General features: G+C 66.3%; 20 protein-coding genes. 5 read left to right on the top strand and 15 right to left on the bottom strand.

Annotated features, from left to right (window positions below; translation table 11 throughout):
* Positions 1 to 2 precede the first annotated feature (2 nt).
* From ACQR1F_RS02050 to ACQR1F_RS02000, 11 genes are all read right to left on the bottom strand, one after another.
* On the bottom strand, positions 3 to 746 hold the full coding sequence (locus tag ACQR1F_RS02050) for an ABC transporter ATP-binding protein (protein WP_315805538.1): 744 nt from the start codon (positions 744 to 746) through the stop codon (positions 3 to 5).
* Positions 743 to 1,741: a branched-chain amino acid ABC transporter permease gene (locus ACQR1F_RS02045; RefSeq protein ID WP_316217695.1), complete on the bottom strand. Its 999-nt coding sequence runs from the start codon at positions 1,739 to 1,741 to the stop codon at positions 743 to 745. Before ACQR1F_RS02045 ends, ACQR1F_RS02050 begins: the two co-directional genes overlap by 4 nt.
* A complete protein-coding gene (locus tag ACQR1F_RS02040) occupies positions 1,738 to 2,613 on the bottom strand; it encodes a branched-chain amino acid ABC transporter permease (RefSeq protein WP_315805536.1) in 876 nt (291 codons plus the stop codon). The genes ACQR1F_RS02045 and ACQR1F_RS02040 overlap by 4 nt, the downstream gene beginning before the upstream one ends.
* 74 nt (positions 2,614 to 2,687) lie before the next feature.
* On the bottom strand, positions 2,688 to 3,827 hold the full coding sequence (locus ACQR1F_RS02035) for an ABC transporter substrate-binding protein (protein WP_315805535.1): 1,140 nt from the start codon (positions 3,825 to 3,827) through the stop codon (positions 2,688 to 2,690).
* A 79-nt stretch (positions 3,828 to 3,906) separates the two neighbouring features.
* Positions 3,907 to 4,788 carry a shikimate dehydrogenase gene (locus ACQR1F_RS02030; RefSeq protein ID WP_434845799.1) on the bottom strand — a complete coding sequence of 294 codons (882 nt, stop codon included), beginning with the start codon at positions 4,786 to 4,788 and terminating at the stop codon, positions 3,907 to 3,909.
* A 122-nt stretch (positions 4,789 to 4,910) separates the two neighbouring features.
* The gene (locus ACQR1F_RS02025) at positions 4,911 to 5,852 is read right to left on the bottom strand and encodes a LysR family transcriptional regulator (RefSeq protein WP_316183616.1); all 942 of its coding nucleotides are present in this window, start codon (positions 5,850 to 5,852) and stop codon (positions 4,911 to 4,913) included.
* A gap of 31 nt (positions 5,853 to 5,883) precedes the next feature.
* Positions 5,884 to 9,657, bottom strand: coding sequence for an AsmA family protein (locus ACQR1F_RS02020; protein ID WP_434912459.1), 3,774 nt, complete (start codon positions 9,655 to 9,657; stop codon positions 5,884 to 5,886).
* Positions 9,658 to 9,826: 169 nt separating this feature from the next.
* Complete coding sequence (locus ACQR1F_RS02015) at positions 9,827 to 11,059, bottom strand: cytochrome P450 (protein ID WP_434912458.1); 1,233 nt, start codon at positions 11,057 to 11,059, stop codon at positions 9,827 to 9,829.
* Between the two features lie 70 nt (positions 11,060 to 11,129).
* Complete coding sequence (locus ACQR1F_RS02010) at positions 11,130 to 12,431, bottom strand: MFS transporter (protein WP_434912457.1); 1,302 nt, start codon at positions 12,429 to 12,431, stop codon at positions 11,130 to 11,132.
* Between the two features lie 990 nt (positions 12,432 to 13,421).
* The gene (locus ACQR1F_RS02005) at positions 13,422 to 14,234 is read right to left on the bottom strand and encodes a DODA-type extradiol aromatic ring-opening family dioxygenase (protein WP_434912456.1); all 813 of its coding nucleotides are present in this window, start codon (positions 14,232 to 14,234) and stop codon (positions 13,422 to 13,424) included.
* Between the two features lie 228 nt (positions 14,235 to 14,462).
* On the bottom strand, positions 14,463 to 14,897 hold the full coding sequence (locus ACQR1F_RS02000; protein ID WP_434912455.1) for a DoxX family protein: 435 nt from the start codon (positions 14,895 to 14,897) through the stop codon (positions 14,463 to 14,465).
* Between the two features lie 102 nt (positions 14,898 to 14,999).
* Between ACQR1F_RS02000 and ACQR1F_RS01995 the strand changes: the two genes are divergently transcribed.
* Entirely contained in the window at positions 15,000 to 15,917 is a 918-nt protein-coding gene (locus ACQR1F_RS01995; RefSeq protein WP_434912454.1) for a LysR family transcriptional regulator, read from the top strand.
* Between the two features lie 54 nt (positions 15,918 to 15,971).
* Here the strand turns inward: ACQR1F_RS01995 and groL are convergent, their stop codons facing one another.
* From groL to ACQR1F_RS01980, 3 genes are read right to left on the bottom strand one after another with little or no spacing between them, the layout of a single operon-like run.
* A complete protein-coding gene (groL, locus tag ACQR1F_RS01990; RefSeq protein WP_434912453.1) occupies positions 15,972 to 17,933 on the bottom strand; it encodes a chaperonin GroEL in 1,962 nt (653 codons plus the stop codon).
* Between the two features lie 13 nt (positions 17,934 to 17,946).
* Complete coding sequence (locus tag ACQR1F_RS01985; protein ID WP_434912452.1) at positions 17,947 to 18,483, bottom strand: hypothetical protein; 537 nt, start codon at positions 18,481 to 18,483, stop codon at positions 17,947 to 17,949.
* 1 nt (position 18,484) lies between these two features.
* Positions 18,485 to 19,210 carry a hypothetical protein gene (locus ACQR1F_RS01980; RefSeq protein WP_434912451.1) on the bottom strand — a complete coding sequence of 242 codons (726 nt, stop codon included), beginning with the start codon at positions 19,208 to 19,210 and terminating at the stop codon, positions 18,485 to 18,487.
* 253 nt (positions 19,211 to 19,463) lie between these two features.
* On the opposite strand from ACQR1F_RS01980, the gene ACQR1F_RS01975 reads away from it, so the two are divergent.
* The 3 genes from ACQR1F_RS01975 to ACQR1F_RS01965 all read left to right on the top strand — a co-directional run bounded on the left by ACQR1F_RS01975 (position 19,464) and on the right by ACQR1F_RS01965 (position 22,129).
* Positions 19,464 to 21,161: a SulP family inorganic anion transporter gene (locus ACQR1F_RS01975; protein ID WP_434912450.1), complete on the top strand. Its 1,698-nt coding sequence runs from the start codon at positions 19,464 to 19,466 to the stop codon at positions 21,159 to 21,161.
* Positions 21,162 to 21,358: 197 nt separating this feature from the next.
* Positions 21,359 to 21,589: a hypothetical protein gene (locus tag ACQR1F_RS01970; protein ID WP_434912449.1), complete on the top strand. Its 231-nt coding sequence runs from the start codon at positions 21,359 to 21,361 to the stop codon at positions 21,587 to 21,589.
* A gap of 267 nt (positions 21,590 to 21,856) precedes the next feature.
* Positions 21,857 to 22,129 (top strand): GCG_CRPN prefix-to-repeats domain-containing protein, encoded by a 273-nt coding sequence (locus tag ACQR1F_RS01965; RefSeq protein WP_315736838.1) that lies wholly within the window; start codon positions 21,857 to 21,859, stop codon positions 22,127 to 22,129.
* A 175-nt stretch (positions 22,130 to 22,304) separates the two neighbouring features.
* On the opposite strand, the gene ACQR1F_RS01960 is transcribed toward ACQR1F_RS01965, so the two are convergent.
* Complete coding sequence (locus ACQR1F_RS01960) at positions 22,305 to 23,723, bottom strand: FAD-binding oxidoreductase (protein WP_316217705.1); 1,419 nt, start codon at positions 23,721 to 23,723, stop codon at positions 22,305 to 22,307.
* A 72-nt stretch (positions 23,724 to 23,795) separates the two neighbouring features.
* Between ACQR1F_RS01960 and ACQR1F_RS01955 the strand changes: the two genes are divergently transcribed.
* Positions 23,796 to 24,302 (top strand): thioesterase family protein, encoded by a 507-nt coding sequence (locus ACQR1F_RS01955; RefSeq protein WP_316217706.1) that lies wholly within the window; start codon positions 23,796 to 23,798, stop codon positions 24,300 to 24,302.
* The last annotated feature ends 20 nt before the right edge of the window (positions 24,303 to 24,322 follow it).

Raw genomic sequence — 24,322 nt, 5'->3', positions numbered from 1 at the left:
CGTCAGTGTCCGAGATAGGCTTCGATCACGGCCGGATTGGCCCTGATCTCGTCGGGCTTGCCGATCGCCAGCACCTTGCCCTCCGCCATCACCATCACGCGCGAGCACAGCGACATCACGAACTCCATGTTGTGCTCGATCACGACGAAGGTGGCGCGGCGCTCGCGGTTGATCGCGATCAGCCGGTCCTTGAGATCGCCGAGCATGGTCGGATTGACGCCGCCGGCGGGCTCGTCGAGCAGCACCAGCCGTGGACCGCCCATGAACGCCATCGCGGCATCGAGCAGCTTCTGCTGCCCGTAGGACAGGCCGCCGGCCGGCTCGTTGGCGAGATGCTCCAGCTTGAAGAAGCCGATCATCTGATCGGCGGTCTCGGTGAGCCCTGCATCCGACGGACCAAACAGGCGCGACAGCATGCTGCCGCGATGCTCCTGGCCGGCGAGGATCAGGTTGTCACGCACCGACAGCTTCGGGAAGACCTGCAAGAGCTGAAACGTGCGGCTGACGCCGAGGCGGTTCAGTTCGGACGGACGCTGGCCGGTGACGAGCTTGCCGTCCACCCTCACCTCGCCCCCGCTCGGCACGAGCTGGCCGAGAATGCAGTTGAACAGCGTCGACTTGCCACAGCCGTTGGGGCCGATCAGGCCGAGGATCTCGCCCTCCTGCACATCGAAGCTGACGCCGTTGACGGCGGTGATGCCGCCAAAGCTCTTCTTGACGTCGCGAACGTCGAGGACTGCGGTCATCGCGCGGCCTCCAGCTTGGATTGAGCCGCCGCCCGCAATGCGGATGCCGCCTGGGTGCGGCGTGAGCTGAGATAGCGGTCGAGGATGCCGAGAATGCCGCTTGGCGAATAGATCAGCAGCACGATCACGGCCGCTGCATAGAGCATCAGATAATAGCCCTCGGCGAAGCGCAGCCATTCCGGCAGCAGCACCGCGATCATGGCGCCGAGGAACGGCCCGAGCATGAAGCCGGCGCCGCCGACGATCACCATCATCAGGAGATCGAGCGAGAGCTGCAGGTTGAACGGCACGGGATCGACATATTGCGTCAGCGGCGCATAGAGCACTCCGGCGATGCCGCCGAGCACCGAGCCGATCGCGAACGCCATCAGCGTGTAGCGTCTGGTGTCGATGCCGAGCGATTGCGCCCTGATCGGATTTTCGCGCAGCGCCATGAAGGCGCGGCCCCAGGGCGAGCGGATCAGCCACCACATCGCGAGCGTCACGAGACCGAGGGAGCCAAGACAGAGATAGTAGAACGGCAACGGCTTGCGGGTCGGGAAGCCGAAGATCTCGGGGCGCGGAATGTTGCTGATGCCGTAGATGCCGTTGGTGAGCCAGCTCTCGTTGCGGAACACCAGGAACGCCAGGGTCGAAAAGGCGAGCGTGACGAAGGCGAGATAATGATGCTGCACGCGCAGCGCCGGATAGCCCAACAGCCAGCCGACGATGAAGCAGACGATGATGACGAGCCCGAGCGCCGATATCAGCGGCCAGCCATGGGTGGTGAGGATGGCAGCACCGTAGGCGCCGATGCCGACGAAAGCGCCCTGCGCCAGCGACACCTGCCCGGCATAGCCGAGCGTGAGATTGAGCCCCATCGCGGCGATGGTCATCACCGCCCATTGGCTGAGGATATAGAGGCCGTAGCGGTTGAAGTTCATCGGGATGATGATCAGGCCAGCAATGACGACGATCGCCAGCGCGGCGAGGAGCAGTCTGCCGTTGCGGGTCATACCGTGCGCTCCTCGGCTCGTCCGAGCAGGCCCTGCGGCCGGAACAGGATGACAAGGATCAGCAGCACCATCGGAACAGCCGCGCGATACTGGGTGGAGACGTAGGCCGCGGCGAGGTTGTCGACGACGCCGATCAGGAGACCGCCGGCGATCGCGCCGCGCACCTGGTTGAAGCCGCCGACGATCGCGGCGATGAACGCCGCCTGCCCGAGCACTTCGCCGCTCGAGAATTTGGCAAGATAGATCGGCGTGATCAGCAGCGAGGCCAGCGCGACCAGCACGGCATTGATCAGGAAGGTCAGCAGGATCATGCGCTCGACGGGAACGCCGATGATGCGCGCCACCGTCGGATTCTGTGCCGCCGCCTGCATCTGGTGGCCGAGCGAGGTGCGATTGAGCAGCGTGGTCAGGCCGACGACGGCCAGGATTGCAACGGCGAGCACGCCGAGACTCTGCAGCGAGATGACACGGCCAAGCACGCTGATATCGCCCGCGGGAACGATCGACGGAAACGGCGAGGCCTCGGCGCTGAAGAACTGCTTCACGGCCTCCTTGATCCCGATCGCCAGCGCCATGGTGGCGATCGCCAGCGGCAGCACGCCGTGCCGCAGCATCGGATCGACCAGCAGCATCTTGAAGGCGAGACCGAGCAGCAGCGCCGACAGCAGCACGCCGGCGAGCACCGCGAGCCAGAACGGCGCGCCGAGATGCATGACCGCGAGCATCAGGAAGGCGGGCAGCATCACGAACTCGCCCTGGGCGAAGTTGATGGTCTGCGAGGTCTGCCACAGCAAGGTGAAGCCGACGGCGACCAGCGCGTAGATGGCGCCGGTGGCGAGTCCCGCCACGATCAGGTCGAGCAGATTGGACATGGTTTCCCCGTGAGCCCTTGGGTGACGGCGGCGCCGGACATCACCACACCGGCGCCGCCGATCGACCGTTGTCCTCAGTTGAGCTTCGGCAACACCTGCTTCACGACCTGCTTGCCTTCCACGACCTCGACCAGGAAGCCCTGGCGATCGATGTCGCCGTTCTGGTCGAAGGTCACATCCATCAGGATGTTCGGTTCGGCCGAGGTCTTGATGGTCAGGCCGTGCAGCGTGTCGGCGAACGCCTTGGAGTCGACCTTGCCCATCTTCTCGGTCGTGGCCTTGACCATGTAGATCGCGAGATAGCCCTTGATGCCGTTGTGATCGGGCACGTAGTTGTACTTCTTCACGAAGCGGTCGCGGAACGCCTTGATGGCCTCGATCGGTGCGTCGGTGGTGAGACCCACGTGGCCGCGAGCGCCGTTGGCGGCATCACCGGCGAGCTCGATCACCTTCTGGCCGACCAGCGTGGTCTCGCCGATCAGCGGCACAGTCACACCCTGGCGCTTGATCTCCTTCAGGATGCGCGCGCTCTCTTCCTCGTTGACGTAGATGAAAACGGCGTCCGGCGCCGCCGCCTTGATCTTGCTGACGTCGGCAGCGAAGTCCGCCTGGCCGGCTTCGGTCGACAGGTCGGCCGCGACCTTGATGCCGAGACGGTTGAACTCCTTGGTGATGACGTCGCGGCCGCCACGGCCGAAATCATTGTTGACCCAGACCACCGCGACCGACTTCGCCTTCAGCTCGTCGTTGATGTACTTGGCGACCTTCGGCATCGAGGACTGCTGGCCGAACGACGTGCGGAAAAGGAACTTGTTGCCAGCCTGCGTGAGCTCGGCCGCCTCGCCGCCCATGATCTGGGTGATGCCGGCCTCGGCCGCCAGCGGCGCCGTCACCTTCACCGAGCCGGAATAGCCCGGCCCGAGCAGCACGTAGGGCTCGCCATCGAGCGCCTTCTGCACCTGCGCACGCGCAACGCCGGGGTTCGACTGCGAGTCGGCGTGGCTCACCTCGATCTTGCGACCGAGGATGCCGCCCTTGGCGTTGATTTCCTCGACGGCGAGGTCGATGCCGTTCTTCCAGTTGTTGCCGACGGTCGCGCCGCCGCCGGAGAGCTCGGCGACATCGGCGATCTTGATGGGGGCGCCGGATTGCGCGTAGGCGGCACCGGACAGCAGCGTGGCTGAGCACAGGCCAGCCAGGATGATCGATCTCACGTTGTTTCCTCCTCTGACTTAAACGCTTGTTTGCGTTTCTTGCTTGAACGACTTGTTCCGGCGCGTATTGACCGTCGGCTCAGGCGGCGTCAACCGCCGGATATCTCTCCGCCATGTGGTTGTCGAACGCAGCCCCCATCGCCTCGGTCGAGGGCGCCAGGCCGGTGAACAACTCGAAGGCGTCCGCAGCCTGGTAGATCGCGAGCTCGCGGCCGAGCAGGACCCGGGCTCCCCTGGCTTTGGCGGCTTTCAGCAGCGGCGTCCAGAGCGGCGAATAGACCGCGTCGGCGACCCAGAGGTCGGCGCGCAACAAATGATCAGGCACCGGCGTACCGCGGTTCGGCAACATCCCGATCGGCGTGCCGTTGACGACGCCAACTGCGCCGTGCAGTGCCGCTTCGACGCTGTCCGCGACCGTTACCGTGTTGCCGGCCGGCAGCAGCCTCGCCAGCTTCTCGGCGCGCGTGCGCTCAGTGTCGTAGATGCGCAGGCCGGCGACTCCGAGGTTTGCAAGTGCGAAGGCGATCGCCTTGCCAACCCCGCCGGCCCCGACCAACGCGACGACGCCGCGATCGGTCTGGCTGATGAGTGGCGCGACGGCTCGCTCGAACCCGGTGGTGTCGGTGTTGTGGCCGATCAGCCGGCCGTCGCGAACGACGACGGTATTCACCGCGCCCATCGCCGCCGCCCTCGGCGCGAGCTCGTCGAGCAGCTCGACCACGGCTTCCTTGTAAGGATAGGTCACGTTGACCCCGGCAAAGCCGAGCCGGCGCACGCCTTCCAGCAGCGCGGACAGACCGGCCCGGTCGGCGCCGGCCACCTCGATGAGCTGGTAGTGGCAGCGCACGCCGAGCGCCGCCGCGGCATGTTCGTGCATGGCAGGAGAGGCCGAATGCGCGATCGGCGCACCGATCAGGCCGGTCAGGAATTTGCGGGCTTTGAGCGCGGAAAGATCGGGCACGTTGGCTTCAGTCTCTGCTGCCGCTCGCGCGATCGCCGCACGAGCGATGAATGGCGTCGCGGACGATAGCGCGTCCGCCAGCTAACACAATTACCCAAATATCCGCTGAACCTAACATCATGTTATTTTTTGACGAGCGCCGCCTTCCCCGGCCTCGCAACCTGCCGCCGGCCCGGCTCCAGCGCGCGCATCTCGGCACGCAGGCAGTCGATGAAGTGCTCCGCGTAAAGCGACAGCGGCGTGCCGCGCTTGACGGCGATGTAGGTGTCGAACCGCGTCGGCTCGGCGATCTTCAGCAGCTCGATGCCGGGATAGCCGCCATGCGCGACCGTGAACTGGTCAATCACCGCGATGCCGAGCCCGGCCTTCACCAGCGCGCAGACCGTGGTGCCGAAGCGCGCCTTGATCGAGATGTTGTAGCTGAGTTTGTTGCGCGCGAAGATCTCGGCCATGATCCGGCCGTAAGGGTCATTGGGATCGATGCCGATCAACGGATAGCGAGTCATCTCCGCGGCGGAGACCTGCTTGCGGCCGGCGAGCTCGTGGCCGGGCGGGACGATGCAGAACAGTTCGCCTGAGGCGAGAGGAAGGAATTCGAGCCCGGAATGATCGAGCCGGTAGCTCATCGCCACGCACTCGCCCTTGCCCAGCATCAGATAGTCGATCGCCTCCTCGATCTTGAGGATGTTGATGTCGATGCCCAAATCAGGATAGCGGCGGCGGACGCGCTCGATCGCGCGCGGCACCATCACCTGGGAGATGCTGGGCACCGAGCCGACGCGCAGTTCCGACAGCGCGCCGCGGCCGATGTTGGAGATGATGTAGCTGAGATCGTCGACCTTCTCGTAGACGCTGTTGATCTGCTCGAAGATGTTCTGCGCCTCGGGCGTCGGAAAGTAGCGGCCGTTCTGGCGCTGGAAGAAGCGGATGCCGAGCGAGCGCTCGGTGTATTTCACCAGACGGCTGACACCCGGCGCCGACACCTTCAGCAGGCGCGCGGCGCCGTTGATGGTGCCCGTCACCATGACCGCGCGAATGACCTCGACCTGTCGCAAGGTCATCATCGGCGCGGTCCCCGCACGCCTTCGGCCGGAATCACGGACTGCCCGGCGGCGTCAGCACGACCGGCGGGCGCGGCACCGGCCGTGGGCGCGGCGGCAGCGCCCCCGGCGCGGGCTTGATCTCGACCGGCGGCGGCAAGGGCGCGACTTGCGGCTGGCTCGATGCCATCGGTGCCGCCGGCTGAGGCGCAGGGGCGGGAGCGGAGAGCGGCGGTGTCAGCGGCGACACGACGGCGCGCGGACCACCCAGCTTGGCGCGCGGCTCGCGCCGTGGATCACGACCGGGCAGCGGCACGTCGGCCGCGCTCGGTGCCGCCGGGCCAGCCTCGGGTGCACCGGGCAGCGACGCCGTCGACGATGGATAGGCCGGCGGCACCTCGCCGCGCGCGATCGCATCCAGACGCCGCGTTTCGCGATCGATCGCGCGCACCGCCAGCCACGACGACAGGGAGGTGACGTCGACCGCGCGCGTCAGCGCCTCGGACGTCCCGACCACGAACAACTGGATCTCCGGACGGCTGTTGGCATTGCCGACCGTATTGGCGCTCAGGCTGGCGCGAATGTCGGCATTGTCCGCCGGAATGTCGAAGCCGCCGGACACGATGACGCGGGCGCCTTGCGCGTCGAGCGTGGTGGCGCCGACCCGCAGCCGGCCGTCGCGGATGATGAAGGGGATCTGAGCAGACGCGACCGGCAACGTCCCCGACGTCAGCACCGGCTCGATCACCTGCCGCAACTTGCCGTCGTCGCTCACCTGGCCGGCGTCGGCCGCGCGCAACGCCGCATCGAACGCCCGCGGGTCGAGATTGGGGAGCGCCGCATTGTCGAGCGTCACCGTGCCATTGCCCGAGAGCGCATTGACCAGTGCCTGCACGCTGCGTCCTTCGGCGGCGAGCGTCATCTGGGCCGAGACCTTGCCGGCCGGCATCTTCAGGCTGTGATAGCGCAGCGCGTTGCCGTCGATGCCGGCGAGCTCGACGCGGCCGTTCAGGACGAGACCATTCGCGTTGGAGCGCGCATCGATGGTCGCGGCGACGTCGCCGCCGCCGAGCTTGCCCTTGAGGTTCTCGATGGTCAGCGACTGGCCGTCGCTCTTGATGGCGCCGCCCAGCGGATGCAGATCAATGCCATTCAGAATGGCGCCGCTGAGGGCCTGGAACGAGACACGCCCGCGCCACCCCTTCAAGAGACCTGCGCCGAGAGGCTCGGCGGGCTCACGCCCGGCCGCTCCGATCAGCACCGATACCACTTGCGGCACGTCGAGCGCATCCAGCCCGAGCTCGCCCTCGATCTGCTTGTCGTCGTCGAGCACCAGCGCGAGCCGGCCGCGCAGCCGCGATCCACCCACCGTGCTGTCGATGTCGTCGAGCGTCAGGCGATTGTTGGAAAGACCGAGACGGCTGAACAGGCGGACGTTCTGCGCGCCCGGATCCTGCGGCTTCAATCCAAACAAGGGCGACAGGTTGGCGCTGCGCAGGCGCAGATTGACGTTGGCCTTTGCGGTGTCGCCCCAGGGATCGACAGTGCCTTGCGCATCGCCATCGAGAGCGGCGCCGGAGAGCTTGGCATTCACCCGCAGCGGCGCCCGCCAGCCGCCGGTCACGCTGGCATCGAACTGGGCCGGACCTGTGCCCGCCGCCGCCACGCGATCGAGCCCGAGCAGCGCCAGCACGGCGCTGCCCTGCTCCGACGACACCCGGCTCTCGATTCCAAGCTCCGTTCGATCGATCGCATCGACCTCGAAGCTGCGCAGCGCCGCGGCCGAGGGTTTGGCCGTCAGCGTCGCCGAGCCCTTCAATTGTGGCGCGTCGAGATCGAGCACCGCCTTGGCCTGGCTCCGATCGGCGTTGGCTGGGTCCTTGGCGAGATCGAGCGTGAGCTTCAGCCGGGCGGCGCCGGGCGGCATACTGAGCGCATCGAAGCGGGCGGCGATCTGCGGCGCGAGCGGCTGCACCAGCGCCGTGATCTCCTTGAGCGAGCCGGCCATCGAGGTCACCACCAGCCGTCCGGTTGCGTCGGCGCGATCGAACCGGCCGGAGCCCTCGCTCGTCACGCCGCTGCTCTGGCCGAACTTGATCTGGTCGATGGCGATGGTCTTGGGATCGTAGGAAAAGCGCGCGGTGAGCGGACGCAGCTCCTGGCCGCTCAGCTTGGCGCGGCCGACGTCCAGCGCCACGCTGGCCTCCGCCGGCCACTCGCCGGTGACGCCGACCAGCGAGCGCGTCACGGCCATCGCGGCGTCGAGATCGAGCCGGTCGCCCTTCAGCACCGCCTCGAAACGCGAGCCCGGCCCTGTCGGCCGGTTGACGAGAGCGACGCGTCCGTCGACGGAGCCGCCGTCGATATCGGCCTTGAGGCTGTCGATCGCGACCCGCTCCGGCGCCACGTTGAGGTCGCCGCGCAGCCGCAGCGGACGCTGGGTGCGATAGCTGCCGTCGCTGCGGCCCTGCAGCCACGCCACCAGCGTGTCGGGTTCCGACGATTCGAGATCGAGCGCGCCGGTGAAGCCCGATGTCACCGAGGTCGAGATGCCGATGGTCCGGAACGTCAGCCGCGTCGAGCCGGGCGCGCGCAGGTCGACCTTCTCGAGGCTCCATGCCGAGGGCTCGTTGTGCAGGTCGGCGGTGAAGTTCTGCACCGGTCGGCCGGAGAGCATGATCTGCTCGGTCGCGAACTGCACGTTGGCCGGCATCGGCAAGGTCGGCAGCTGTGCAATCCAGTTGCGCAGCGCCGGCAGCACCAGCGCGGGCGCGATCGTCCGCCGGTCCTTCAAGTCGTCACCGCCGCCAAGCAGCTTGTCGGCATCGAGCTGGCGTGCGGACAGCGAGGCTTTCAGCACGGGGGTGGCGCCGAAACGGATGTCGCCGCTGCCCGCGAATTTCAGCGACCGATCCTCCTGGCCGAAGCTGACCTCGATCTGGTCGAGCTTGGCCGACGCCTGGTCGCCGACGATCTTGGTCGCGATGCGCCAAGGCGTCGCGCCGGCCTGGTTCAGCGGAAGGGCCTTGGGCTGTTGGGCCTGCTTGGCGGATGACGCCTTCGCAGACTGGGCGGGCTTGTCGTTCTCGGCGCCCTGCTCCTTCGGGGGCGACGACAGGGTCAGCGCGCCCTCGAACTTCGGCGAGCGGTTGGGAAAGCTGATGAGGCCTTCCACGTCGGCCATCACGGGACGCTCGCCCGGGTCGATGTTGAGGTGGACGCGCAGGCCGTTGGAGTCCTTGTCCTGGCTCGACGACACCCTGAACGGGTAGCGGCCGCCGCGGATCGACACCGCGCCGTCGCCGCGCAGCGAGCCGGCCAGCGAACGCACGTCGCCGGAGAAGACGATGTCGGTCAGCTCCAGCGTCGAGCGGCTGGCGGCGTCGTGCAGGGCGACGCGGCCGGTGAGGTTGAGCCGGTCGATCGCGAGCGCCGCCAGATTGAACCGGCCCGACGCGGACGGCAGGTCGACCTGGCCCTTGGCATCGAGGCCGAGATCGGCGGCCATGCCGCCGATGGTGAGCTCGTTGGCCCGCCACTCGCCGCGCATCAGGTCGCCGAGGCTGAACTCGACGTCGAGCTTGTCGGCGCGCAGCTTGCCGAGGTCGTTGGCGCCGCCGAAGGTGACCTTGCGCAGCCGCAAGGTCGGCGTCGGCAACAGCCGTGCGTCCAGCGCACCGGCGACCCGCACGGGCACGCCGATGACCTGGCTCGCCTCGGCCTCGAACTGCGGCCGGAACTGGTTCCAGTCGACGAAGTACGGGCCGATCAGCGCAGCAAGGAGCGCAAGGATGAAGGCAATCGCCAAGCCGAGCAGGGTCGTCTGCACGGGGTCTCCCTCAAAGGACAACGCTCCGGCGTCCCAACCTTAAAACCAATGCGGCCGCGGCCCACTGGCATCGATACCGGAGCGCTGCATCATATAGGATTAAGTATGGCGAAGTCACAGCGCTGACGGTATTTCCGGGGGCGTTGCACAACTCCGTTAACGAAGATGGTTACCAGTGCGCCGGCAGCCGCTTCAGGCCGCGCAGCACGAAGGTCGGCCGCCATTCCGGGTTGTCGGGTTCGTCCAGCTTCAACTCCGGCAGACGCCGCAGCAGGGTTCCGATCGCGACCTCGGCCTCGATCCGGGCGAGCTGCGCCCCCAGGCAATGGTGGATGCCGCCGCCGAACGACAGCGGCTTCACATTGGCCCGGGTGATGTCGAGCTGCTCCGGATTGTCGGGATAGACCGCCGGATCGCGGTTGGCCGAGCCGAGCAGGCACAGCACGGTCTCCCCCGCCGGGATACGGCGGCCGCCGAGATCCTCGATGTCCTCGAGCGCGACCCGCCCGGTGAGCTGCACCGAGGAATCGTAGCGCAGGAACTCCTCGATTGCGTTGGTGATCAGCTCGGGGCGCGCCTTCAGAAGCGCGAGCTGATCGGGATTGCGATGCAGCGCCAGCAGGCCGTTGCCGATCAGGTTGACCGTGGTCTCGTGTCCGGCGCCGAACAGCAGGATGATGTTGGCGGTGAGCTCCTCGTGGCTGAGCTTGGCGCCGTCCTCCTCGGCCTGCAGCAGCTGCGTGGTCAGATCATCGCCGGGCTGCTTGCGGCGCAGCTCGAACAGATGCTGGAAATAAGCCCGGGAGACCGCGTTGCCGGCATTGCCCTCGGCGATCTCCGCCTTCGACAGCGGCACCGGCTCGAGCAGCCGCCCGCCCTCGCGCGAGCTCTTGTAGAACGCTTCGCGGTGCTCCTCGGGAATTCCGAGCATGTCGCAGATCACGGTGACCGGCAGCTTGAACGCGAAGTCCTCGATCAGGTCCATCCGGCCGCGCGGGATGATCTCGTCGAGCGTCGAATCGACGATCGCCTGGATCCGTGGCCGCATGTCCTCGACGCGACGGGCCGTGAATGCCTTCACCACGAGGCCGCGCAAGCGCGTGTGATCCGGCGGATCCTGCTGCAGCATCCAATGGCTCATGCTGCGGAAGATCGGCTCGTTCATGATGTCAGGGCCGTAGCGGCGGATCGAGCGGGCGACGAAGTCCTTGCCGAAACGCTTGTCGCGCAGCACGAGGCTCGATTCCGCGTGCCGGCTGGCGAGAAACGAGCCGAACGGCGTCACATGCACCGGGTCATTGTCGCGGAGCTGCTGATAGAACGGATAGGGATCGCGGATGAACTCCGGCGACAGCGGATTGAACAGCGGCGCGGCCTTGCCAGCCTGGACATGCTCGTTCATGGGGTCCCTCTCCCTGGATTGACCGATTAGCTCACGGCCGTGGCGCGATGGCAACCGGCCAGTTCACACATCATGCCGCAGCCCCCGCCGTCTTTAACCTGTGCAACTGGCCGGCGACGAGGCGGACCCGGCGCGGGGCCGCGATCCAGATCGCCGCCGCCGAGACGAAGGCGCCGAGGAAAGCGATCACGAAGCCCGGCGTGTAGCTCAGGGTGTGGTCATAGAGCACGCCGGTCACCCACGGCCCCGCTGCTCCGCCGCACAGCCCGATCAGCATCAGCGTTCCAAAAATGCTGCCGAAATGCGCGCCCTGGAATATTTCCAGCGCGACCGCCCCCATCACCGAGGTCAGGCCGTAGCCGAGCGCGCCCTGCGTCGCCACCATGACGTAGACGAGCAGCAGCGACGGCGACGCCTTGAGCGCGATCAGCGCGGCGAAGCAGATCGCGAAGCCGAGACAGCCTAATCCCCACACCGCCTCGCGCCCCAGCCGGTCCGACAGATGGCCGAGCGCGATCTGGCCGGGAATGCCGAGCAGGCTGACCGCGCCGAGCGCCCACACCGCGACGCTCGAGCTGAAGCCGATCTCGAGCAGGTACTTCGTCTGGTGGACCTGCACCGCGTACCAGACGTAGAGCCCGAAGAAATAGCCGAGCGCCAGCCACCAGAACCGGCCCGTGCGCAGCGCGCGCGACAACGTCCAGTCGGTGCCGGCCCAGGCGGCGTCGACGACGTTGGAGACCGGCTTGGCCGCATTGGCGAGCGGAGCGGCGTCGCCGTCGGGACGCAGGCCGATCTCCTCCGGCTTCTTGCGCAGCAACAGATTGATCGGCGCCAGCACGACCAGCACCACGATCCCCATCGCGGTGCAGGCCGTGCGCCAGTTGGTCTGTGCGATCATGTGCTGCACCCACGGCAGCAGCGTCATCGAGCCGATGCCGACGCCGGCGAAGGCGATGCCGATCGCCAGCCCGCGGCGGCGGATGAACCAGTTCGGCAGGAACAAGGACTGGCCGGAATAGCCGAGGCAGACGCTGCCGGCGCCGACCATCACGCCAATGGTGATGTAGAGATGCCAGGGCTGCGAGGTCAGCGGCGCCAGCAGCAGGCCGCCGGCCATCAGCGCGACGCCGAGTTCCATCACCGCCCGCGGGCCGGTTCGGTCCATCAGCCGTCCGATCAGCGGACTGACGATTCCAGAGGCAACGAAGCCGAAGGAGAACGCCCCGGCGGTGACGCCGCGGTCCCAGCCGAATTCGGCGAGAACAGGCGGATAGAACAGCGAGAACGCGGTGCGCGCATTGACCCCGATCGCCATCGTCACGAAGGTCACGGCGACGATGACCCAGCCATAGTAGAACGGCAGGCGCATTGTTGTTGTTTCACTCCCTGGTGCATCCTTCGCATCATCTGCGTGCGAAGGGGTCAAGGATTTTCTGCGCGGGCGACGGCGGTGTCAGTTACCTGCGAGGTCATGTGTGCGGTGCACTGTTCCTCTGCCCCCCGCTGTCGTCCCGGCCTAGTGCGCAATTGCGCACGCGGCGCCGGGACCCATACCGCGCGATCTCACGAGGGACATGGCTGACAGTTGCGCGTCTCATTCCCGCCGGTGGTTATGGGTCCCGGCTCAAGGCCGGGACGACACCGCGTATGTGGCGAGCTTCGCCGGATCATGGCTGCACGTCCCCGCAGCGCGATCTGCGCCCGAGCTTTGCTTGCTCACTCACCCTCCTCGAACAGGAGGGCGCAGGGAAGGCCGGGCGCCGGCCGCGCCCGTGGCCCGCCTGCTCAAAAAAATGCAGGCGGCAGGTACCACAGGTTCAGCCGAGATCGCCCGGCCCTCCCTGCGCGATGGTCTTCACGCTTATATGCAGGCTTCCTGGCGCTCGGCTTGTTGGCCGCCATGCGCAACAACGCGTTTCACGCGTTGCGCGGTGATACCAGCGTCGAGGTATCAGAACCCTGCAACTTCACGTCCGCAAGAACGTCGTTCGTCCGCACATCCAGGACATGCTGCCAAGGACATGCTGCGAGCTCTCGCGGCCACCGCTCCCCGCCTCGCGTGTCGTGACGATCGCGCGCAACGCCCCTCCATGATGAGGCGGGATGCGCGGAAAGATCGCGGTGATTTGCCCGACGACGCAAGCGAAATGATCTGCGACAAAGTAACCCGACGGGCAAACAGCGTTCCGTCGTCATTCCGGGGCGATCGTCCAAACGCGTCTGCGTCTGGACGATCGAACCCGGAATCTCGAGATTGTTGAAAGACGGATGCAAGCCAATGTCGAGATTCCGGGTTCAAGGCCTGCGGCCTTGCCCCGGAATGACGTCGTGGGGCGACAGCGAACTAATAAGTTGCGTTCTACGCCGCGGCCTTGGCCTCGTCGGCGCCATGGAACGCATACACGTCCATGCGCAGCACGCCGTAATTGGCGCTGTTGTGCAGCCGTTCGACGCGGGCGCCCTCTCCCGCGGCGCCGAGTGCAGCGAACAGCGGCAGGAAGTGCTCGTCGGTCGGATGATTGTCGCGCGCATGCGGGGCGAGACGGCGGTAGTCGACGATGTCGTCGACGCGGCCTTCGATCACGGCCTTGTGCACCCAGTCGGCGAAGTCGACCACCCAGGACGGCGTGGGGTCGTCGATATCGAGCCGGCGCTTGCGGAATTCGCCGAGATTATGGGTGAAGCTGCCGCTGCCGATGATCAGCACGCCCTCGTCGCGCAGTGGCGCCAGCGCGCGGCCGAGTGCGAGATGATGTGCCGGCCCGCGCTCGGTCTGGATCGAGAGCTGCAGCACCGGAATGTCGGCCTGCGGGTACATCAGGAGCAGCGGCACCCAGGCGCCGTGATCGAGCCCGCGCTCGCGGTCGATGCCGACCGGCAGCCCGGCCGCCTGCAACCGCGCCGCGACGGCCTGCGCGAGATCGGGCGCTCCCGGCGCGGGATAGCGCAACTGATAGAGCTCACGGGGAAAGCCGTAGAAATCGTAGATCGTCTCGTTGGTGGCGACCGCATTGACGGCGGGGATGTCGGTCTCCCAATGCGCCGAGATCACCAAAATCGCCTTCGGCCGCGGCAGGCGGCCGCCGAGGCTGACGAGGAAGTCACGCGCCGCCGAATCCGTGAGCGGCAGCATCGGCGAGCCGTGCGACAGGAAGATGCTGGGAAGGGTCATGTCATCTCTCCTCGGACTGCTGACACGTCGTCAAGATCACGTCGTCAAGATAGCGCGCCAAAACCACAGCTGTCGTCCCTGCCAAGGCAGGGACCCATACCGCGTGATCGACACTCGAGGCAGGCTGAGTATCGACCGTCGTTCCCACACCAGTTCCGCCTGTGGTTATGGATCCCCGCGTTCGCGGGGATGACAGCGAAGGTGTGGCGACAGTCGCCGAATCCAACGTCAATGCGCGCTGCGCAACTGACCGCCGGCAAGGCTGCTGCGCAGGCCCCCCAGCGCATAGGCGCCGTCGCCGAGCAGGGCCTGGATCACGAGGGTCACCGCCCAGAACGCCGGATACTCCCAGCCGCCCTTCGGGTTGTTGAAGAAGAACCCGGCGGAGCCATGAACGGTGAAGATGGCGCCGAGCAGGATCGGCACGGCGGCGAGCGCCACCCAGCGGGTGTAGATGCCGAGGATCAGGGCGATGCCGGCCAGGATCTCTGCGGTGATCACCAGATAAGCCAACTCGGGCGGCAGGCCGATGCTGCCGAAGAACTTTGCCGTGCCGGCCGGGCTGAACACGAACAGCTTGAGGCTGGCATGGGCCAGAAACAACCCGCCAAGGGTCAGGCGGAGCAGGAGCGCGGCATAGGGCGCGGTACGGGAATCGATCATCGGAACCTCCGGTGGGGACCCCCAGCATATGGATCATTTCCCGAAAGACGATAATCCGATAGAATGGAAATTCAGTTCACACCAAAAGAGTGAGATGATCCAGTGTTGGACCGGTTGACCGGACTGGAGGTGCTCTCGAAGGTGGCGGGTTCCGGAAGCCTGTCGGGCGCGGCTCGCCTGCTCGGCATGTCGCCGACCATGGTGACAAAGCACCTCGCCGCGCTGGAAACGCGACTCGGCACCAAGCTGTTTCACCGCACGACCCGCCGGCTGACGATCACCGAGGCCGGACGCCGCTATCTCGACCTCGCCGAGCGCGTGCTCGGCGACTTCGAGGCGGCGGAGAGCGCGATCGCGGCCGACCGCGTCGAGCCGCGCGGGCTGTTGCGGCTCAACGTCCCGCTCGCCTTCGGCACGCGCCAGATCGCGCCGCTGCTCGCCGGCTTCGCCGCGCTCTATCCCGGCGTCAGCGTCGAGCTCGGGCTCAATGACCGGCTGGTCGACCTGATCGAGGAAGGCTGGGATCTCGCGATCCGGATCGGCACGCTCAAGGACTCCAGCCTGGTGGCGCGGCGGCTGGCGCCGTGCCGGATGATGGTCTGCGCCGCGCCATCCTATCTCGCTGCGCAAGGGACACCGCGCACCACGGCCGATCTCGGCAGCCACAACTGCCTCGGCTACACGCTGGCGGCGGCCGGCCCGTCACGCTGGCGCATGGGTGGCAAGGCCGCGGTCGACGTCACCGTGAACGGCAATCTGCGCGCCAACAATGGCGATGCGCTGCTCGCGGCAGCGCTCGCCGGGCAAGGCGTGATCTACCAGCCGACCTTCATCGTCGGCGACGAGATCCGCGCGGGGCGGCTGGTGCCGTTGACGCTCGACGTGCCGCCGTCGGACCTGCTGGCGGTGCATGCCGTCTACCTGCCGGATCGCACGCCATCGGCCAAGGTACGCGCCTTCATCGACCACCTCGCCGCGGCATTCGCGCCGGAGCCCCCCTGGGATCGCGATCTTGCGTGAGCGGCGCCAGTTCTTCGTGACGTCGTCGCGAACGAACTGAGTTGCGCGCGAGCCTCAGAAATCCATTCCGCTCATCCTGCCGCCGGACGGCGTGGCCGGAGCCGCCGCCTGCTCTCTGGGGAGTTCGGCGACCATCGCCTCGGTCGTAATCAGAAGGCCGGCGACGGAGGCAGCGTTCTGCAACGCGGTCCGCACGACCTTGGTCGGATCGATGATTCCCTTGCTGATCATGTTCCCGTAGCCGTCCGACTGTGCGTCATACCCGTATGCATACTGATCCTGCTCCAACAGTCTGCCGACGATGACGGAGCCGTCGGCTCCGGCATTTGCTGCAATCTGGCGCGCTGGTGCTTCCAACGCCTTCATGACGATACCAAAGCCATGCATGATATCCGGATTTTGCCGAGCAGATTGCCAGCCAGCTCCCCGCGTCCGTGAATGACGGCGTGCGGATTCGCGCCTTTCTCTGAGGTTGAGAATCATTTCCGTCAGATAGTCGATCAACTCGGCTTCGAGCGAATCGGGAAGCTGCAAACGACGGACACGCTGAAAGAAGAAGTCCGGATAGACGAACGGACTGTCGGAATTCAGCAGCTTCTCGATGGATACGAAGATCTCGTTCAAGAGCCTGTTGTTCAACAAGGACTGCTTACGAAGCAGGCGCCCCAGATCGTGCGTGTCAGACATCGCCAGGTCGGAAATGCTGTCCGGCTCGCTCTTGCTCTTGAACATCCGGCTCAAGGCCTGCTTGGCGCGCAACAGTGCAATGCCACCGCCGGGAACGATGCCTTCCTCGACAGCCGCGCGGGTCGCATGCATCGCGTCATCCACGCGATCCTTGCGCTCCTTGACCTCGACCTCGGTCGCGCCGCCGACGCGGATCACCGCGACGCCGCCCGCGAGCTTGGCGAGACGCTCCTGCAGCTTCTCGCGGTCGTAGTCCGAGGTGGTCTCCTCGATCTGCGTCTTGATCTGCTGAACGCGCGCCTCGATGTCGGCCTTCTTGCCGGCGCCGTTGACGATCGTGGTGTTCTCCTTGTCGATCATCACCTTCTTGGCCCGGCCGAGCATGGAGAGGTTGACGTTCTCGAGCTTGATGCCGAGGTCTTCCGAGATCGCCTGGCCGCCGGTCAGGATCGCGATGTCCTGCAGCATGGCCTTGCGGCGGTCGCCGAAGCCCGGCGCCTTGACGGCGGCGACCTTCAGGCCGCCACGCAGGCGGTTCACGACGAGCGTGGCCAGCGCCTCGCCCTCGACGTCCTCGGCGACGATCACCAGCGGCTTGCCGGTCTGCACCACGGCCTCGAGCAGCGGCAGCAGCTCGTTCAGCGACGACAGCTTCTTCTCGTTGATGAGGATGTAGGCGTCGTCCATCTCAACGCGCATCTTGTCGGCGTTGGTGACGAAGTAGGGCGAGATGTAGCCGCGATCGAACTGCATGCCCTCGACGACGTCGAGCTCGGTCTCGAGCGACTTGGCTTCCTCGACGGTGATCACGCCCTCGTTGCCGACCTTCTTCATGGCGTCGGCGAGGAACTTGCCGATCTCGGAGTCGCCGTTGGCGGAGATGGTGCCGACCTGGGCGATCTCGTCGTTCGACGTGACCTTCTTGGAGTTCTTGACGAGATCGGCGACGACCGCCTCGACCGCGAGGTCGATGCCGCGCTTCAGATCCATCGGGTTCATGCCGGCGGCAACTGCCTTGGCGCCCTCGCGCACGATGGCCTGCGCCAGCACGGTCGCGGTGGTGGTGCCGTCGCCGGCCGCGTCAGCGGACTTCGAGGCGACCTCGCGCACCATCTGCGCGCCCATGTTCTCGAACTTGTCGTCGAGCTCGATCTCCTTGGCGACGGTGACGCCGTCCTTGGTGATGCGCGGAGCGCCGAACGACTTGTCGAGGACGACGTTGCGGCCCTTCGGACCGAGGGTGACCTTCACGGCATTGGCGAGGATGTCCACGCCGCGCAGCATGCGGTCGCGAGCTTCACCGGCGAATTTGATGTCCTTGGCTGCCATTCTCGACGACCTCCTAGGACTTCAACATCGGCAGATTGATCGCTTTCTGCATATGCCTGATATTGGCGAGGCGCAGCTTGGATATCTTGGTCAGGCAAGCCTGGTCGCTGACGACATCGACCCTCAGCCGGTCAGGATCGAAGCCTGCCAGGATCAGCCTGTCCTTGAACTCCATGGCACGATCGAGATCGCATTCCGGCTCCTGGTCGGAGGCCACGATGTAGATCTCGAATCCCAGTATCGCGATTTTCTCCCTGTCCAAGCGATTGCTGAACTCGACGAACTGACCGTCGATATAGCGCCTGTTCTCCGGCTTCAGGTATTTTGCGTCGATCAGGCACCCGATGGTCTGCGACAGCGCTTCGTCCGGGATGGCTTCGTGCTTCTCGCATAAGATGGAGACGCTGAAATGCTTCGAATTGGAATATTTCGACTGCATGATCTCCTTCTTGCAGTCCTGCATCTGTCGCATCGGGACGCCGAAGGGGGACCAGGCACATGGCTGCTCGCCGTCGAGCGTGGCGAAATAGAGAGGAATGATTTCGCGCATCTTATTTAAGCCCCTGATTCAACACTGCCAGAGTTTCCACTAGCGACTCCTGACCTTGCGTCGCTGCCGTCATGAAGTCGGCATGGCTGGCCATCTTGCTGTAGGCGATGAAGGATCGGAGCCTCTTTTCCACCCCCTTGGGCAACTCCGGCTCGACAAGCTGCGAGGCGGCCTCCTTCAGCTCCTTGGCAAGCGATTCCACATCTTCGACCAGCTCCGCCCGCTTCACCTTGAAATCCGCCTTGGTGACGTCCGTGTCCTTGAGACGGCGGACATGGGTCTTTGCCCGTCGCCAGAGCACGCCGATTTTTCCGAGGTCCGGTCCGCCCGACTGCACGAGTCGCCCGATCAGCGATAGGGCGGCGAATGCTGATACGCTGGCCTGCATCAGCGCGGCGTTCATGTCCGATTTGGGCCAGGTTCCGAGCATGCTCAGCGCAGTGACCACCAAGACCGTGACGAGACAGGGAATGATCGCCGCGACGACCGAGATGTAGTCCGCTCTTGCGGCGTTGATGCATACGACCAGGCACAGGAGCAAGACGACGACCGTGATGCGCGCTTCGTGCCCCGCGGCCTGCGTGCCGAGCGAGGTGAAAATATCGATGGCCTTGATTGCTCCGGTTGCGGCCACCAAGAACAGCAGCGCCATCAGCAGCGGCCCCACCAGCGCATGCTCGGGGCGATACGGAAACCAGATCAGCCGGTGGAAGACGACCTTGTACAATGGCGTATCCCGTCGTGAGACGAAGCCCCGTCTCGCAGGCTGCAGGCAATGGAGACCTCGGGGGCCTCAAATCGAGTATCCAAACCAATCCGAATTAGAGAATAATGATGCCAACTCCAACGTTCTTGCAAGTCCGTCCTGCCGTGCGGGCAATTGCACCTGCGCTGTTGCGCTGCCCGATCCAGCCGTGCCATCGAGGATGATCGGGCTGTGGCTCTGCCGCCTGCAGCGACGTCCGGAGACGTAGAAACTCATGACAGACCAGACTGCGGCCGGGCGTCCATGGACGCTGCTCCGCTCCCTGCAATCCTACCGGTTGAGCGCCCTGCCCGCCGATCTCGCCGCCGGACTGACGCTGGCGGCGATCGCGATCCCCGAGCAGATGGCGACCGCCAAGCTCGGCGGCTTCGCGCCCGAGATCGGCTTCTTCGCCTTCATGGCGGGATCGCTGGGGTTTGCGCTGTTCGGCGCCAACCGCTTCCTGTCCTGCGGCGCCGATTCCACGATCACGCCGATCTTCGCCGGCGGCCTGGCGCTGCTTGCGGCCGGCGGCACGCCCGAATACGGCAGCCTGGCCGCGGCGCTGGCGCTGCTGGTCGGGGTCATGCTGGTGCTGGCCGGCGGCTTCAAGCTCGGCGGCATCGCCAACCTGCTGTCGGTGCCGGTCACCGTGGGCTTCCTCGCCGGCATTGCCGTGCATATCATCGTCTCACAATTGCCGGGCGTGCTCGGCCTGCCGTCACCGAGCGGGCCGACGCTGGCGCGGATCGCGACCCTCGCGGGCGAGCTCGGCAAGTCCAACGCATACACGATGCTCATCGGCTTCGGCGTGCTCGCGACCATCACGGTCTGCGAGCGGATCAGCGCCCGCATACCCGGCGCGCTGATCGCGCTGACGGCCGCGACCCTGTTCGTGATGTCGGCCGGGCTGCAGGGCGGTGGCGTGCCCGTCATCGGCGAGATCGCCGGCACGGTGCCGATGCCGTCCGTGCCGCTGATCGGACCGGAACAATGGGCGAAGCTGGTCCCCCTCGCCTTCCTGATCGCCGTCGTGGTGATGGTGCAGACCTCGGCGACGACGCGCTCGTTCCCCTCCGATCCCGACCGGCCGGCCGACGTCGACCGCGACTTCCTCGGCGCCGGCGCCGGCAGCCTGCTGGCCGGATTGTTCGGCGCCTTCCCCGTCAATGCCAGCCCGCCGCGCACCGGCATCGTGGTCGAGACCGGCGGCCGGTCGCAGGTCGCGGGCCTGCTCGCCGCCGCGATCGTGCTGCTGCTCGTGCTGTTCGGCGCCCGGCTGCTTGCGAATGTGCCGGAGGCGGCGCTCGGCGGCGTGCTGCTGTTCGTGGCCTTGCGCATCATCCGCGTCGCGCAGATCACCAGCGTCTATCGTGCGTCGAAGGGCGAGTTCCTGCTCATCCTCGCCACCGCGGTGGCGATCATCGCGCTGCCGATCGAGCAGGGCGTCGCGATCGGCATCGCGCTGTCGCTGCTGCACGGCATCTGGAGCACGACGCGCGCCCACCTCATCGCCTTCGAACGCGTGCCAGACACGACGATCTGGTGGCCGGCGCATCCGCAGATCAGAGGCGAGGAGCTGTCCGACATCGCCGTGGTCGGCTTCCAGGCCCCGCTCAGCTTCCTCAATGCGGCGACGTTCCGCGCCGACATGCAGCGCCTGCTGCGCAGCCGCAAGCCGCGGCTGGTGGTGTTCGAGGCCAGCGCCATCGTCGAGATCGATTTCACCGCCGCGCAGACCCTGCGCGACATGATCCATATCTGCAACGAGGCCGGCATCGTGTTCGCGGTGGCGCGGCTGGAGTCGCTGCGGGCCCAGGCGGCCTTCGAACGGTTCGGCCTGTACGACGTGCTGCCGCGGGAGCGCGTGTTCCACAGCGTCGATCACGCGCTGCGGAAGCTGCGGGGCAGTGCCTCGGATATGCACGCTTGAGGGAATGGCGGCACGAGCGCTGCCGTGATCGACGACGACTGGGGGCACGCGGACGCTTGCGCTCTGCGCCGTGACCTCGTGATACAAACCGTTACACGTTGCGGCGACGGTCGACATATGCCCGCTAAATTCATCGGCGAGACAACCGCCTCACGAGGCCCGGCGCGTCGGCCGCGGCAAGAGAGGAATCATCGATCATGCAGAAGCTGTTTCCGCTGCTGTTGATAGTCATCTTCAGCGCTGCCGCCCAGGCGCAGGACAGAAGCGCGATGCGCCAGGCCTGCGGCGACGACGTGCGCACGCTTTGTACGGGAATCATGCCGGGCGGCGGCCGCATCAAGCAGTGCATGATCGAGAAGTTCGACAAGCTCTCCGACGGCTGCAAGACGGCGCTGAAGGACGCGAAGGCGCAGCCGGCCGGCAAATGATGCCGGCTGCGACGAAAGCCAGCAGCAGACGTCGCTCGTCGTTCATGTTCCTTGCAGCGAATGTCTGCTAGAACACCGGACGACAGCGACGATCCTGTAGCGATGCGCTCCATGATCAGCAGAGCTGCATCGCGCGATCGGTGTCGTGGAGATCTCTATGGTACTAGGAAGAGGTTTCGCGACGTCGAAAAAATTGCGAAACCAAATCCTGTCCGAGGACGTCTAAGGACTGCACTGCTTCGAAACCAACGAGAGGACCGCACTGCAATGCGCAATCTGTTCACCTCCGCCCTGCTCGCCGCGACCGTCATGCTGGGCGCGTCGGCCGCGCAGGCCTTCACGCTGCCGGCGCAGCCGGCTGCTCCGGACAGCAATGTCGAGCGCGTCGCCGGCGGCTGCGGTCCCGGCTGGTTCCCCGACCGCTGGGGCCGTTGCCGGCCCGCCCCGCGCGTCTATCGCCCCTACGGTTATGGCGGCTTCGGCCCGCGCACCTGCTGGGTCCGGCCGACCCCGTGGGGACCGCGCCGCGTCTGCCGTTGATTTGAATGGACTACAACGCCGCCGCGTGTCGAACGCGGCGGCGTTTTTGTTTGGTGCTCTCCTGACGAGGTTGGATCGGACGTGTCGCCGCGCAGGTAGTGCGCACCCTCTCCCCGTTCTTACGGAGAGAGGGAGCGCAGCGTGATCGAGGAGAGAGTTGAGGCCTGATGCGGCTTCAGGCCGGGATGATCTTGCCGGGGTTGAAGATGTTGTGCGGATCGAGCGCGGCCTTCACCGCGCGCATCGCGTCCAGCGCTTCCTCGCCGAGCTCGGACTTGAGGTATTTCTGCTTGCCCTGGCCGATGCCGTGCTCGCCGGTGCAGGTGCCGTCCATGGCCTGGGCGCGCTCGACCAGGCGGTGCATGAACTCGTCGCCGCGCGCCATCTCGTCGGCATCGTCGACGTCGCACATCAGCGAGCAGTGGAAATTGCCGTCGCCGACATGGCCGACGATCGGCGAGGTCAGCCGCAGACGCGCGAGATCCTCCTCGGTCTCGGTGACGCAGTCCGCCAGCCGCGAGATCGGCACGCAGACATCGGTCGCGACCACGCCGACGCCGGGCCGGATCGCCTTCACCGACCAATAGGCGTCGTGACGCGCCTGCCACAGCTTGGTGCGGTCCTCCGGCTTGGTGGTCCAGGCGAAGTCGCCGCCGCCGCACTCCCTGGCGATCTCGGCAAAGTTCTTCGACTGCTCGGCGACCTCGGCCTCACTGCCATGAAATTCGAGGAGCAGCAGCGGCGTCTCCGGCAGGGTCAGCTTGGAATAGGCGTTGCAGGCCTTCACCTGCGCCGCATTGAGCAGTTCGATGCGCGCCATCGGAATGCCGGTCTGAATCGCGAGGATCGTCGCCTGGCAGGCGCCGCGCACCGTCTCGAACGAGCACGACGCCGCCGCGATGGTCTCGGGAATGCCGCGCAGACGGATCGTCATCTCGCAGATGATGCCGAGCGTGCCCTCGGCGCCGATGAACAGGTGCGTCAAATCGTAGCCGGCCGCGGACTTCTTGGCACGGGTGCCGGTCTTGATGATCTCGCCGTCGCCGCGCACCACCTTCAGCGCCAGCACGTTCTCGCGGATGGTGCCGTAGCGCACCGCATTGGTGCCGGAGGCCCGGGTCGAGGCCATCCCGCCGAGCGAAGCGTCGGCGCCGGGATCGATCGGGAAGAACAGGCCCTGGTCGCGGAGATATTCGTTCAGCGTCTTGCGGGTGATGCCGGGCTGGATCACGCAGTCGAGGTCCTCGGCATGCACCTCCAGCACCTTGTTCATGTCGCGCATGTCGATGCAGATGCCGCCCGCGGGCGCGTTGACCTGGCCCTCCAGCGAGGTGCCGGTGCCGAACGGAATGATCGGCACGCCTCGGGGGGCGCAGATGCGGACGACGTCCTGGATGTCGGCGGTCTCCTGCGCCAGCACCACGCCATCCGGCGGCTGCGTCGGCAGCCAGGTCGTGGTATGGCCATGCTGCTCGCGCACGGCCTGCGAGGTGATGAGCCGGTTGCCGAAGCGGGCTGCGAGCGCGTCGAGCGCGCTTTTCAGCGCCTCCGGCGCGGGCCGCTTCAAATCGTGATGGGGGATCGTCGTCGCCACTGCTTCCTCCGAAAGTTGGGCGGACCGTGGCAAAGGACGCAACAGGGGTCAAGGGAGCAAACGGAAGAGCCGATGAGCGATAATGCAGTGCCCACGACGCAAGAGGCCGGGCCGTTCATGTCACAGGTCATGCAGATCGAGCCGCAATGGATCGACTACAACGGCCATCTCAACATGGCCTACTACAACGTGATGTTCGACCGCGCGATCGACCAGATCTGGGCCGAGCTCGGTATCGGCCCGGCCTATATGAAGGAGCGCCAGGGCTCGACCTTCACCGCCGAATGCCACGTGCGTTATCTGCGCGAGATACATCTCGGCGATCCCGTCCAGGTCGCGGTCTGGCTGATCGCAGCCGACGAGAAGCGGCTGCACACCTTCGAGGAACTGCGCCATGCCGGGGAAGGCTGGGTCTCGGCGACCTCGGAGAACATGTCGGTGCACATCGACATGACCAAGCGCAAGGTCGCGCCGTTTCCGCCGGACATCCAGGCCAACATCGCCCGCGTGCTGCGGGCCCATGCCGCGCTGCCGCAGCCCGACGGGCTCGGCCGCGCCATCGGCATGCCGCGCAAGTAGGACCAGCGGGCCATGCGGGC

The organism is Bradyrhizobium sp. HKCCYLS3013 (assembly GCF_051167615.1).
Lineage (GTDB): Bacteria > Pseudomonadota > Alphaproteobacteria > Rhizobiales > Xanthobacteraceae > Bradyrhizobium.
This window is presented reverse-complemented; position numbering and strand designations above follow the sequence as displayed.